A 14,188-nucleotide genomic window follows, 5' to 3' on the forward strand; every position below is an offset into this window, starting at 1 on the left:
AAACTACAGGAAACACCTGAGACAGGCAACTCATTATCCTGCACATAAAAACTTTTAACAATTGATTGAATCAATGCGGAAAAAGTGACTTTTCGCAGTGATCAAGCGAACAAAAACCAGGGCCATCCAGCCCCGATTTCCCTATTCAACAACAATGAAGTAACATTATGGCGTCACGCCAGTGCGCGGATCGCTCGTCACCACGTCCCAAATGGTCTGCTGAACCGCGCGCACGAGCTCCGCGTATTCGGGCTTATCGAGGCCATAGGGTGCCGCCGACATGCCCACCGGATTCTGGCCGCTGAGCACGGTGAAAATCGTTGAGCCAGAAATAAAGATGCCCAGTGCATTCTCTTTGTGTGGGATGGGATTAAAGTGAATTGCGTCGGCGTAGAGGATGTTTGCGCCGTCAGCAAAGGTCGTGTCATCGTCCAGACCGGGAAGCAAATCGGGGTCCTGCGCAGCTAGTTTCTCCAAGCCCGGGAGCTCGCCTGCCTTGATCTTGGCGTCGATCCGAAAGACCACTTCGCCTACCGGAATCAGTCGCACCGGCGTTTTCAGCATCGGGTATTTGTCGTTCAGGTAGTTTAGCAACTGACCATAAAAGTCGCGCGAGGCGGCGTTCTTGGCCGCGGTCCAATCGTCATCTTCGAGCGTTGCCGTGTAACTGGCCTCCCAGGCAGCGGGGAAGTCGATATTGAGCGGCTTCTTCGTGCCCTTCTCCTTATCGCGGCGCGGCCAGGTCGCGTAGATGTAAAACGTGTCCGTCGCCTTATGCTCCAGCGCGAGGTCTATGAAGTTGCACGCGCCACCGTAGGTGTCCTTCATCTTGCTGAGGAAGGGCTGCATGACGAGCGCATCCCATTGGTGCTCGGTCAGACCGGTTTCATAACGACCAAAGCGCGGCTCCGGGCGCTTGTCGAACGGGTTGGTGTCGGGGGCAAACGTATCGCCGCTGGGCACATTCGTTTCCCAGGCGATCCACTTCTGGCTGGGCTCGTCTTTGTAATTCCAGTGGCGGATCAGCGACTTGCCACCCGAGAGCTGCGAACCGAATTGCAGATCAATCCCCCGCTCCCCAAAAAGCGTGTGCACGCGGTCAAGCGTCGTGCTGGCAGTCAGGCTATTGCCGATAAAATAAACGTTCAGCGTTTCTTCGGCGCGCACGCACAGCGGCGCCAGCGCAAGGAGGAGGTAGGGGAATACTTTCATGGGTCTTGAAAAGAATTCACTATGACGACCATACGCCAAAGAAGAAAGCTTCAAACCATGACTTCATTTGCACTTAAGCATACACTAAACCGCGATCAATCTTCCGCTAAAACCCTCACCCGAATGAACGCCGCTTCCTCTGGATTGACACCTACTGGCAAGAGCGAGCGCACCACCACGAGGTCATAATCAACGCCGGGTTCACGCTCAACGACTTCAGTGTAGGCGTCCCCACTGCGCCAAGCCGCGTCGAAGCCATTATTGGTCTCGACGATGTATTCCAATCCTTTGGCCGAACGACTTTCGCGGTATTCAATACCCAGGTAGAGCACGTCATCCTGATCCTCGAAAAGAATGATCTGCGGCGCGCCATTCAGTGAATCCGAAGCCGTCGGATCGAGGGCAAATGCATACTCCAGGAGCGTGGGCAATCCGTCCAATTCGCTGTCGGCCAAATACCCACTGATCGCATCATTCGCACCATCCACAGCGCCATATGCCAATACGCGAAACTGGTTAAAAGGAAGGTCGTTAATCGTCACTATTGCCTCACTTTGATAAGGCAGCAAATCATAGCCAACGCCATCAAGCAGCGTTAAGATTACATCTTCGGGCCCTTCCAAATCATTGTCCGCCAAGGGAGCAATCACCACTGTGGTGAATGAGGCGCCGGCAGGTATTTCCACGGAATGACTTTGCGATGCAAAGTCCACACCTTCCACAGCCACGCCACTCAGTTCAAAGCTGACCGTGAGTGCGCCGCTGACATCATCCACCACCCGATAAATCTGGAACGAAGCTGGCGTTAAGCCCTCTTCGCTTGCAGTTGCATCCAAGGCAACCACGCCCACACCATCGGAGCCGACGCCGGGATAATCGTCCGGATCAATCGGATCGGTGCCTGCGGCAATTTCAACGGCGTTCGTTGCGCCGTCGCCGTCAAAGTCATCGCTGCCCAGCACGTCTTGAATCAAGGCAATCGCGTCCGTCCCATCGGCGTCGATGATGCGTAATTCCTCGGCGTCGGGCAGTGAATCCTCATCCAAGTCGCTATCAATGTGGCCATCCGTGGCGTCGAGACGGAATTGACGCAGCGCTCCACGTCGATCGTCGTTCATGAAGCTCGCGTAGAGCGTGGCTTCGCCGTCGCCAGTGCTGACCAGTTCGAGTTCGGTGTAGGCACCCGGCGTTTGCGAAATGATGGTTCCGCTGTCGATCGGCGCCATTGGCGAACGCTGAACCACTGCATAGTTTAAGTCTTGCTGCTCGGTCGTTTCGTCTGTCTCAGTCCACGCCACGAAATACTGCCGCGACTGATTCTGCACGGGCTCAATAGCGATGATCTCAGGGATCGTTCCCGCCAACACCGTGCCGTAATAAATCGAGCCGCTAATTGCGTCACTGGCATGCAACGAAATGCCACTGTTGTCAATTGAAGCCACTAAAATATATGGACGCGAAGCACCAGTCGCATCCCGCTTCATGTCAAACGGCCGGTTCCGGCTCGGCAATATGCTTATCGGCGTATCGGAGCCTTCGGGCAGGTAGCGCAACGCGGAGTCATTTCGGTAAAACAGGCCAGCAGCATCGGTCGCTTCAACCCCCACCGGCGTCTCCAAATTGCGGAGGGCGTTATTGAGCGCATAGGCTTCGGGCGTCTGCCACGATCCATTCTCGTAGCGTGCGGAACCGAGATCAGCCACTTCGCTGTCGCGCCCTTCCAAAGCCAATTCCCAAGCCACGTAGGAGAACGTTCCTTCTGCGCGACCAGCCGTTACCCGACGCGCCACGCCATTGAGCTCCGCCACGGTTTCCGGAGCCGACCAAGTTGCCATATCTTCACTGCCGACAATCGCTCGGATCGTAGTTGGCGGCGATTCGAGATTGGCGTCATCAGCTGCAATTTCACTCCATGCGACAATCCATTCGCCCGTCCAATGTTCGACGACTGCGAGGTCCACCACATACTCCGCTAAACCAATTTCAGAGGAACCAACAGAACCAAAGGAATGATCGTCCACGCGGTTCAGGAGACGAATCGACGTCCCTCCCCCATCGGCCCCTTCGGTGAAAATCAGGAAGCTCGCATTCGATTCCGGCACGGCTATGTGGCTGTGCACCGTAAGGTCGCTCAAGATCTCCGGCGCCTCACCGGTCACTTCGACCAGCGCATTCGCAGTTGAACGCTGCACCACCGTCATCGGAATGAACTCGATGAGCGAATCCGTCGTGAACTGATGGTCGAAGCGAATCAAATCCCACTCCCAAGACTTTTCCAACGTGGTCACGTAGAGATCGGCAAAGGCCTCAAGCGAACCCGTCATGCGACCGCTAATGCGTTCGATAGGCGGCCAGTCTCCAAATTTATTGGGCACAACGAGCACAGAGTTTTCGCTGCGTTCTTCGCTGTCTCCATCGAGTCCGGTCAGGTTAAAACGCGCCTTGGCGCCCGCATTTCCGCCGACCACATCAATGTCCATTCCAACCCCAAAGTTAAAGGTGAGAATGAATTCATCCGTTGGCCCGGGCTCATCTTCGGCTCCACCTAGGAAGTGGTTGCGCGGCGTGGTTTGAATCGGGTCATTGGTCGAAATAATGACGTATTCCTCAGAACCAGGAGTGGATGAAACCGGGAACTCTGGCTGCTGTAGCGCGGTGCGAGTCGGGTTATCTGTTTTCCAGGTGCGAGTGGCGTTCAGTGCGATATCTGCGTCCACAGCACCATAAATGACGAGTGCTTCCGAAACCGACAGCCCGGCGAGAATGGGTCCGATGTAGGGCACCTTGCCCGTGACGGGTTCGAGGTTCATGCGCATGTTGATGTCGCTCATGCTGAAGTCCACACTGTGCTTCATGATGAGCTCTTTTTGCTCGGTCGAGCTGATTTGCTCCATAGCCGCTTTCACCGCGACTGAGCCAATCGAATACTCGACGCCCAAGTTTTGAATGATCGGCGGGAAGTAACTTCGCGGGTCAAATTTGCCGTCACCCTTGAGCTCGATGTTTCCCTCAGTGAGGTCGTCGATGCGGAACTCCGTGCCAATGCCTAAGCCGACATCTCCGCTGTCGCCATCGAGCGTAAAAGCGCCGTCGCTCTCAAATGTGCCGCCCAGAAAGCCTGGAGCGAGACTAAGGATGCCAGCCCCGGGCACGCCGAGCCCCTCAGACCAATCGACGGCGAATTCGTAGTTGTAATTCACATGCTTGGGGTCTTCTTCACCTTCGGCTGCGATCTCCGCGGTGAAATCCGGCAAGGCCACAAAACGCCCGTCCGGAAGGATTGCTTCGAGCTCTTCCCTGGTTGCCTGAGCACCGGCAATCAGCGCTACGGCATCCAACAAAGTGGCAAATGAGTCCGGCAAGCGAATGCCAAACAGCGCGGTGCTTTCGGTCGACGCCAGCTCTGGAATCTCTTCGACCAAAACTGCGCCGCCGCGCGTAACGACCACGAGAACCGGGTCAAAATAGCCCGGAGGCAAGTCTGCTAAAGTCAGCGTGGCATCGATCGATTGCGTCAAATCCGTGGTCTCGAAATCCGTAGCGAGCAGGCGCTGAAACCAGACATTGCCGCGGTTCAAATCGACTTCGCTCGTGGGTTCTCCTTGCGAGGCAGTGTCGTCACCGTCGTCAGCCAAGTCAGCCAGCCAGGACAGGCGTTCGTCGTTCCCCGCAGGCAATGTAAAGGTCGCGAAACCTCCTAGTGTCCACGAACCATTCGACCAGATTCGCTGGTCGATCAACCAAACTTCATCGACTGGATCATCGTAGTTGTAAGTTTCACTGCCAGAAGGAGTCGACGCGCCTTCTTCGTAAAAGCCGGGCAAGGTGGCGCTGTAGCTGCGCCCTTCAACGCTTGCTTGCCAAGTCATTTCCAAGGCTTCTTTAGCGCTGTCTTCAGAAAACAGCGTCGGATCACCAGCCCGTTTGAGGCCAGTGAAGAAATAGCCTCGGCGGTCGAAAACAGGAGCAGAGCCAACGCTCGGCGGTTCCAATGCATCAAGGGTCACTTCAATGTTGCTCAAACTCCAGTGGCTGCCTTCGACTTGCTGAGCTGTGGATTCATCCGGCTCAACGAATACACGCACGATCTGATACCCCGGCGCACGCACTTCGATGTAATGTGGCACCCAATCCGTGATGTAGGTGAACCCTCCTTCAATCGCGGCGCCTCCGCCTTCAGGATAGCGCTCCTCGATGCTCACTGGCAGGATTACACCCGTAGGTCCCTTGATAGTGAATTGCACTCCCTCAACATCAATTGCAGGGCCTGTTGTTTCCTTTAGATCAAACTCCACCGTGAGCGTTCGGCTCAGCAACATCGTCGTTGAATAAACTGGAGACAGCGCATCTCCACGATTGACCAAAGTCGCATAGGCCTCGCTATCGCCAGTCTCAAAAGTCCAGCTATCACCGTTGAGCGCCACGCTCGGGTATTCATCCGGCGTTCCCGAAAAAGTGCCCGGAGCTGCGTTGGCCTGATTATTGATCAACACACCCACGTTGCTCAATTGCAGGCTCGGGTAAGCCGCGTTACGGACATCGACTGCGACAGAATAATTGACGCCCGGCGGAATGGATGGATTGGCGTTATTGCCTGGTCCGCCAATGATGATTTCCAAATTGTCCGAAGAACTCAGTTTATACCAGTCGTCTTCGGTGTAAAACCAGGCATCCGTCCAATGCCCCGTAATGGGGTTTCCTGAAAACGGCAAACTGCCAGCGTAATCGACCTGATAAATCCGCGCTCCTGTCGTGTGGCTGGAATACGCGCCATCACCACCATCTGCATCGGGATCCCACACGGCAACGGCGGCAATGACAGGGCTCGTGCCAAGCGTCGAGTCGCCCTCGATCTGAGTCGCGGCACCATCGATTGTTTCACCGGGAAACACTGACACTTCGCCGTAATCGAAGTCCACACCGCCCGGTGGCAAGCCCGGACCTGGGAAATCGATCAAGGTAATCTCGCTGGCGTCGGTTGGCGCCAAATTCGCACGCTCAGCTGTCAACGTGGGCGCATATGTGCCGGGGGGCAATTTTTTACGCTCAAATCGATAAGCTTCACCATCGGCATAAAGCGGCGCAGTCAACTCATCAACACCGAGGTCTACTTCTAGCTCTTGAAGTTCGATCAAATCCATGAAGCGATGCGCCACGACAGCTGACTCACCCCCTTGATCAAAACTCAAAATTGCATTCTCGTTCGGATCGTTGTTCACAATGACTTCTCCGGCGATCCCGTAAACTTCCTCGCGCACTAACAAATCGAGTTGATAAACTCCGCCAGAGCTTATGCTCAAGCCTCGCGGCTCGATGTAGTCACCCCACGAGCTACGAGGCGTGCTGGGCTCGTAAATATCCGCCAGTGGCCAACCACGACTGTTTGTGAACCCGACACCCGACGGCTCATCTTTGGAGAGTCGTATACCCGCGCCCCAATAGCCATCCATCATGTTTGGAAGTTTGATGCCGTAAATACCTGGTGGCAGTTCTAGCGAATAGCGACCTTGGGAATCTGTCGTAACTTCGATCTCTTGAAATGCTGACTGCACTTTGGACTTCGCCATGTCGTGCACCTCGAAGATGATCGTTTCATTCGTGCGTGGTTTGTAAGCCGTTTCGCTGCCGGGCTGTAAGTCGTCCTGCTCCATCAGAAGCAGAACGCCCTCGACCGTCGCCAGTTCCACTTGGATATCGCCGACGACCATACCGCCCTCTCCGGGCAGATTCTCGACGCTGCCGCGGAAAGTCATCGCCAAATTAAATTCGTTATCCGACTGCAAGGTCAGATCGCCATCGAAGGCAAACTCCATGCGCTGAACAATGTCGACGACGACATCGTAACGTCCGGGAGGGAAATCCGCAAATCCGCTCGCCGACGAAATCACATTGCTGTTTTCCAACGTGTTCAGCGTGTAAAAAATCAAGTCATCCTCATAAATGCCTTCACTGTTCGAGCCTTTGTGTGGGACCAGGAAGCCTTGGTCTGACTGCACTGTGCCAAAGGAATTAGCCGTGAAACCTGTGTAATAAGGCACCGTTAATTGGTGGCCAATGCCCGCCCACAGGTCTTCATCATTGCGCATGTGGACTGCTTGCACTTCCGCAGGCAACTCGCCGTCTGCATCTGGCATCACGATCACGGTGCCGTCAACCATCTCGAAACCAATGCGGCTGACTTCGACTCGCCATGCCAACTTTGGTAAATTGATAAACGTCACCTCGCCGTTTTCGTCTGTCATGCTGGAACGCGTGGGCAGCAATTCGCGCTCGGTATCGTTGGGGTCGACCCCCGTCAGCTTGATCGTGAAATTTTTGGCGGGCTGCGGATCGCCAAAGCCAAAGGTTCCGAAATATTGCTCCCAATCGACGGTAAAACTCAGTTGCCCTTTCTTCGGCTCAAGCAGCAACGAAACGGTGTGCGGGCCTGTCAGCGTCACGACATCGCTGGTGTATTCGATAAAGAAATTCGACGTATCAACACTGGCTAAACTTGCAGACGTCGCATCGTTGAAGAAAAACTGAAAGGAGCCGGCGGACACGCCTCGAAAAGTTGCACAGCCATTCTCGTCAGTCACCGCTGCATAGGTTTTTGCCGTCGGCGCGCCTTCGGGGTCAAACTTGCAGCGCACGGGAATCCCCGCCGCCTCAACGCCGCTGACCACGCTGTTTAGCTGTACATAGACGTCGAACCAAGGCGTGTCGGAATCCAATGGCGTGAGTTCTACATTCAACGCTTCTTCGCCTTCACTGAGTGACAAAGGGTCAACCGTCGCCGTCTCAAATGCCGGGTGGCTAACCGCTAATGCATAGTCGTCGACCGGGAGGTCTGCGATCCGGTAAAAGCCAAAAGCATCCGCATACGTCCGCGCGGCGACTCCTTCCGCCAAAGGGTCATCGTCCAGTATAATTGCCGCGCCTTCGAGACCGAAGCCGGTGCTTTCATCAATAACGCGCCCAGCCAAAGTGGCCGTTTGAGCGCGGGCAGTGAGGCCCCCAAACACTGTAAAAACTATGAGGCAGTAGCTAAAGCATCTCAATAGATACATGCTAATAACCCTAGCAAAGGTAACTAATATTTACTAGAAAAATATGAGTCAAATACCCAATACGGAAGAGAGTCTTCTTGTAGGATCAAGAGTCCACGGCCCATCCCCAATGAAGAAGCCGGAAGTAGTTCACCATAAAAAACCGGCGGCCCCATGTGGGAACCGCCGGTCGTAAAATCAAGCCGTCCGGTCGTGCTTACTTGGCTGCGCGCTTGGCGATGCGACGACGCTCTTCCGAGTCGAGCACACGCTTGCGGAGACGCAGGAACTTCGGCGTTGCTTCGACGAGCTCGTCGGCGGCAATGTATTCGATCGCACGCTCAAGAGAGAAACGGATCGGCGGGGCGAGCTGCACGTTGTCGTCCTTACCGGAGGAGCGCATGTTGTCGAGCTGCTTGGCCTTGCAGGGGTTGACCGGAAGGTCTTCCTTGCGCGGACATTCGCCAACAATCTGGCCGTTGTAAACTTCGTCACCGGGTGCCACGAACAGCTTGCCGCGCGCCTGGATCATGTTCAGCGCATAGCCCATAGCCGGACCAGTCGCCACCGAACAAAGTGTGCCGGTGTTCCGCGTGATAATCTCGGCACCCTTCGGACGGTATTCCAGGAACATGTGCGAGCAGACGCCGTGACCGCTGGTCAGCGTAGTCAGGTCGCTCTCAAAGCCGATCAAGCCGCGGGTGGAGATCGTCGCCTCAATGGTCACGCCTGCGTGGTGGTGCTCCATGTTGGTGATCTGCGCCTTACGGTTGGACAAGTTTTCCATGACCGAGCCCATCATCTCTTCGGGCACTTCCACCCAAACTTGCTCGAAAGGCTCGCACTGCTTGCCGTCGATCTCCTTAAAGAGAACCGTCGGGCGGGAAACCATCACTTCGTAGCCTTCGCGGCGCATCGTTTCCACGAGCACAGCGATCTGCATCGAGCCACGGGCGTTGACGAGGAAACGGGTGCCTTCAGTCGTGTCGGCGACCTTAATCGAAATATTGGCCTTGGTTTCCTGAATCAGGCGGTCGCGGACCTGGCGGGAAGTCACCTTCTTGCCGTCCTTGCCGGCGAGGGGGCCGTCGTTGACGTGGAATTCCATCTGCACGGTGGCAGGATCGATTTCCATGAACGGCAGCGCCTCGGCGTCCTTGCTGGCTGCGAGGGTATCGCCAATGTCGACGTCTTCAAAGCCGGCGATGCCCACGATGTCACCTGCTTCGCAGGATTCAACGGGCTGCACGCCGAGGCCGGTAAAGCGGATCAGCTTGGTGATCTTCACGCGGTCGACCTTGCCGTCCTTGCGGAGGGCGTGGATCGTGGCGCCGCTCTCGATCTTACCCGAGAGGATACGGCCAATGGCCAAACGACCGACAAAGGCGTCCCAGTCGATGTTGGAAACGAGCATGCGGAAGTCGCCTTCTTCGACGACGGGTGCCGGGATACGCTCCACGATGGTTTCGAACAGCGCGGTCATGTTTTCGCGCGGGCCGTCTTCTTCGCGGTCAGCAAAGCCGTTTTTGGCGGATGCGTAGAGGAAAGGCGCGTTGAACTGGTCTTCGTCGGCTTCGAGGTCGAGGAAGAGTTCCAGCACCTTGTCGTGCACCCACTCGGGGCGCGCGGTGTCGCGGTCCACCTTATTAATGACGCAAATCGTCTTGAGGCCGTGGCTGAGCGCCTTGCGGAGCACCCAGCGGGTTTGGGCCTGCGGGCCGCCCACGGCGTCGGTCAGCAGCAGCACGCCGTCGACCATCTTCATCACACGCTCCACTTCGGCACCGAAGTCAGCGTGCCCGGGGGTGTCCACGATGTTAATCGTATAGCCGTTCCACTGGATGGCGGTGTTCTTGGCCTTAATGGTAATGCCCTTTTCGCGCTCCAGATCCATGCTGTCCATGGCGCGCTCTTGCACTTCCTGGTTTTCACGGAAAGTCCCGGATTGTTGCAGCAAGCAGTCCACCAAGGTGGTCTTGCCGTGGTCAACGTGTGCGATAATTGCGATGTTGCGGATCTTCTCCGCAGTGCGTGTTGGTTCTGCGAGCGCGCTCATAAAAAGAAAAATAGCGCGTCACGCTGACAGTTTTTCGCTATTTGGCGAGGATCATTTTTTGTTCAGGACCCAAAAAGCGTGAATAATACCGCCTAAACCGAAGAGAAACACCCAAAGAAGGATGTTGATGATCAAATCAGCCCCAGCGCCCTTCTTCATCGCAACAGCGACGGGCGGCAGGAAGATGCATAGCAGAATTTCGACAATACTCATAGCAGCTCCATGCATAGCAGAAAGCCCGCCATTGTCGATCTCCGAGCGAGTCTCTGAAGAAAAACCTAAAAAATTGCGGAAAAACACCTTGACCCGGCTAGAATCAGCGCAATTATCCCCCTCTTTCCTAAATGGCCAGATAGCTCAGTTGGTAGAGCAGAGGACTGAAAATCCTTGTGTCCCGTGTTCGATTCACGGTCTGGCCACCATTTTTTAGAAACCCCGCAAGCACACCACTTGCGGGGTTTTCTTTGGTCTACATTTCCTGACCTGCAAACCAGCTACCGCCAAGACAACCGAGCTCGGCCAGGAAGAAGGCGTCATCGCAAGCCTCATCATGGTCTTCTCCGGCCTCTTCACCGTGCTATCCGTCGCGCTCTACAGCGTATTTTAGAAACCTTCGCCCAGCGAAAAGAGGGCTCCGCCAACGAACCACGCTGGCCAATTAAAAAAAAAGCCTACACGGTTGTTTCGCAAAAGCCAACTCGGTTGTTTCGCAAAAGCCTACGTAGGAAACTCGGAAAAGCCTACTCGGTTGTTATCGAGTTTCCTAGTTAGGAAACTCAAAATAGCCTATGCGGTTCTCTCCCCAACAACCGCTCGGTTCTTGGTCCAGTACAGCCACTGTTGTTGACGTAACAACCGATGCTGTGTTTTAGAGAAACCTACTCGGTTGTTTTGCAAAAGCCTACTGTGCTTTCTCAGCCAACGAGCGAGTGTTCCTCTAACAGATGCCCATGTCTTGCTCTTAAAGATCGCAGTGATTTTGGATAAAAAAACTGCCACCCATATCCATCAGAAACACTGGCTCTTCATCACATACCTTGACGAGCTGAGTCACTGCAATCAAGATACACAAGCTCAACATGATGCCTAATTGGGCGTTCTGCAGGATCTAGAAGGCTGAGGCGCATTAAATGAAAAAACTCCTTCATCTCATAATTCTCCCAGTTCTATTGGTGGCCTGTAAGCAAGACCGACCAAAATGGAGCATGAGCAACGAATATAGGTATGTCGAACATCTGGGCATCGTTTACATTGTCGATGACACTGAAAACATAGTCTACTGGTCTGTAAACGGGGAAGAAAGAATCCACAAAGCTAACGACGGTAAATTCATCTGGAATGGCCTACGAAACAGCGAGCATCCATCGATAAACAAGAAGATCCCAAAAGACCAAAATCCATTCAATTGGAAACCTTCACGAGAAGAAACAATTTTCAAAATTAAAGAGTGGGTTATGAATCAAGCACCATTGGATGGAAGTTCAGAAAGCGATCTAGCCATAGTAAATGCAAAAAGAGAAAAGTTGATCACTCAAGTCGATGATCTCTATCCGAGCTATCTGGAGCAACTGGAGCGCAAAACAATTTCGACAAGCAGTGACTAGTTAAATCTCCCTGCTGCCCACAACCAGTGTTCGCCTTCCGCCCAACATCCGCCCTTGACCTAACAGGCCCATGGTTTTTCCTGATTTTTAAGGAATATTTCCCTCTACTTCAGCTCATAATATTTGAAACCAACCGCCTGAACTCTTGTCTTTCGTTTTTAGCGAGCCTTGCTAGCGAAAAGGCAGGGCCTCGGGCTTAACCCAATCCAATCAGCTATGTCCGCTTCCTCCCTTTCAGAAGTCAACGAACGCGTGAAAGAGGCGTCGTCCTGGGTCCCGCTCTTGCGGCAGGAGATCGCCAAGGTAATCGTCGGCCAACAATACCTGGTTGACCGCCTCATTGTCGGCATTCTGGCCAATGGCCACGTCTTGCTGGAAGGCGTCCCCGGCTTGGCGAAAACGCTGTCCGTGCGCACGCTGGCCAGCGCGATCCACGCCGACTTTTCGCGCATCCAGTTCACGCCCGATCTGCTGCCCGCCGACATCGTGGGCACGCTCATTTACAACCCGCAAAAGGGCGAATTCTTCACCAAGAAAGGCCCGGTCTTCGCGAACATCGTTCTGGCAGACGAAATTAACCGCGCGCCGGCCAAGGTGCAGTCCGCCCTGCTCGAAGCGATGCAGGAGCGCCAGGTAACGCTCGGCGACGAGACGCACAAGCTGCCCGCGCCGTTCCTCGTGCTGGCCACGGAAAACCCGATCGACCAGGAGGGCACCTACCCGCTGCCCGAGGCCCAGGTTGACCGCTTCATGCTCAAGCTGAAGATCGGCTACCCGACCCGCACCGAAGAGCGCCAGATTCTCGACGCCATGGCCTCGACCGCGCCCAAGATGGAAACCACCGCCGTCATCACACCGGAGCAGATTCTCGAAGCGCGCAAGGTCGTCGACGAAATTTACATCGACGAAAAGGTCCGCGACTACGTGGTCGACCTCGTCTTTGCGACCCGCAAGCCGAGCGACTACGGCCTACAGATCGACAACTTTGTGCAGTTTGGCGCCAGCCCGCGCGCCACGATCGCCATCACCCTCGCCGCCAAGGCCTGGGCGTTCCTCAACGGCCGCGGCTACGTGACCCCGCAGGACATCAAAACGATCGGCGTCGACGTACTCCGCCACCGCGTCATCCCCTCCTACGAAGCCGAGGCGGAAGACTTCACCAGCGAGCAGCTGGTCGCAAAGATTTTGGAAACCGTGCCGGTTCCCTGAGGAAAAAGGAAAAAGATTAAAGGAAAAAGGGAGTGGCGCGTAGTCGAATGAAACGACCAGCGCTAATGGCTTAAACCAATTCCCTTCTTCCAATCCATGACTCTGAAACTTTAATCTTTAATCTTTTTACTTTAAACTTCCATGCCCTCCACCCGTGAAATATTGCGCAAGGTGCGCCAGATCGAAATCCGGACGAATCGACTCGTTACGGACTCGCTGACCGGCGCTTACCACAGCGTGTTCAAGGGGCGCGGGATGGACTTCGAGGAAGTCCGCGAATACGCGCCCGGCGATGACGTCCGCGCGATCGACTGGAACGTCACCGCGAAGATGGACCGCCCGTTCATCAAGCAATTCCGCGAAGAGCGTGAGCTGACCATCGTGCTCATGGTCGACCTGTCGGCCTCGGGTGCCTTTGGCTCGCTCGACGAATCCAAGCGCGAGCTCGCGGCCGAGATCGCCAGCGTGCTCGCCTTCTCCGCCACCAAGAACAACGATAAAGTCGGCCTGCTCCTCTTCACGGACGAGGTCGAGCAATACATCCCGCCGCGCAAGGGCCGCCAGCACGTGCTGCGCGTGATTCGCGAAATCCTTTTCCACGAGCCACGCCACACCGGCACGAATGTCGTCAAGGCGCTGGACACCGTGAACCACATGATCAAGCGCAAGGCCATCGTGTTTCTGCTGACGGACTTTCTGCAAGGCCCCGACGGCCGCTTGCCCACGCCCGAGGAGCGCCAGGGCGACGACCTTTTCCGCGCGCTCGGCCTCACGAACAAGCGTCATGATTTGACGACGATTCTGCTCTCCGACCGCCGCGAAGTCGAGTTGCCCAACATCGGCATCATCGCCCTCGAAGACGCCGAGACGTGCCAGCTGGTTGAGATCGATACCGGCAGCGCCAAGGTCCGCAAACTTTACGCCAAGCAAAACCGTGAACGCCTGGCCGGCCTCCACCGCGGGCTGCGTCAAGCTGGCGTGGGCGCCCTGCCCGTCGTCACCGGCGAGCCCTACGTCAATAACCTGCGCCGATACTTTGAGGCGCGCAGCCAGCGGAGGCACTAAGATGAACTTTGCAT

The 14,188-nt window shown here is 55.4% G+C and carries 7 protein-coding genes and 1 tRNA gene; 4 read left to right on the forward strand and 4 right to left on the reverse strand.

Going from position 1 to position 14,188, the window contains the following annotated elements; all coding sequences use genetic code 11:
* Window positions 1-165: 165 nt before the first annotated feature.
* The 4 genes from RBB62_RS16025 to RBB62_RS16040 all read right to left on the reverse strand — a co-directional run bounded on the left by RBB62_RS16025 (window position 166) and on the right by RBB62_RS16040 (window position 10,596).
* The gene (locus tag RBB62_RS16025) at window positions 166-1,212 is read right to left on the reverse strand and encodes a hypothetical protein (protein ID WP_309400062.1); all 1,047 of its coding nucleotides are present in this window, start codon (window positions 1,210-1,212) and stop codon (window positions 166-168) included.
* 95 nt (window positions 1,213-1,307) lie between these two features.
* On the reverse strand, window positions 1,308-8,177 hold the full coding sequence (locus tag RBB62_RS16030) for a carboxypeptidase regulatory-like domain-containing protein (protein WP_309400064.1): 6,870 nt from the start codon (window positions 8,175-8,177) through the stop codon (window positions 1,308-1,310).
* Window positions 8,178-8,457: 280 nt separating this feature from the next.
* The gene (gene typA, locus RBB62_RS16035; protein ID WP_309400065.1) at window positions 8,458-10,296 is read right to left on the reverse strand and encodes a translational GTPase TypA; all 1,839 of its coding nucleotides are present in this window, start codon (window positions 10,294-10,296) and stop codon (window positions 8,458-8,460) included.
* A gap of 51 nt (window positions 10,297-10,347) precedes the next feature.
* A complete protein-coding gene (locus RBB62_RS16040) occupies window positions 10,348-10,596 on the reverse strand; it encodes a YqaE/Pmp3 family membrane protein (RefSeq protein ID WP_309400068.1) in 249 nt (82 codons plus the stop codon).
* A 46-nt stretch (window positions 10,597-10,642) separates the two neighbouring features.
* On the opposite strand from RBB62_RS16040, the gene RBB62_RS16045 reads away from it, so the two are divergent.
* The 4 genes from RBB62_RS16045 (at window position 10,643) to RBB62_RS16060 (ending at window position 14,174) form a co-directional block, all read left to right on the forward strand.
* Window positions 10,643-10,718, forward strand: a tRNA-Phe gene (locus RBB62_RS16045).
* A 783-nt stretch (window positions 10,719-11,501) separates the two neighbouring features.
* Window positions 11,502-11,900 carry a hypothetical protein gene (locus RBB62_RS16050; protein WP_309400069.1) on the forward strand — a complete coding sequence of 133 codons (399 nt, stop codon included), beginning with the start codon at window positions 11,502-11,504 and terminating at the stop codon, window positions 11,898-11,900.
* Between the two features lie 216 nt (window positions 11,901-12,116).
* Window positions 12,117-13,109 (forward strand): AAA family ATPase, encoded by a 993-nt coding sequence (locus tag RBB62_RS16055; protein ID WP_309400070.1) that lies wholly within the window; start codon window positions 12,117-12,119, stop codon window positions 13,107-13,109.
* 141 nt (window positions 13,110-13,250) lie between these two features.
* Window positions 13,251-14,174 (forward strand): DUF58 domain-containing protein, encoded by a 924-nt coding sequence (locus RBB62_RS16060; RefSeq protein ID WP_309400072.1) that lies wholly within the window; start codon window positions 13,251-13,253, stop codon window positions 14,172-14,174.
* Window positions 14,175-14,188 lie beyond the last annotated feature (14 nt).

It is taken from the genome of Cerasicoccus maritimus, assembly GCA_031296935.1.
Classification (GTDB): domain Bacteria; phylum Verrucomicrobiota; class Verrucomicrobiia; order Opitutales; family Cerasicoccaceae; genus Cerasicoccus; species Cerasicoccus maritimus.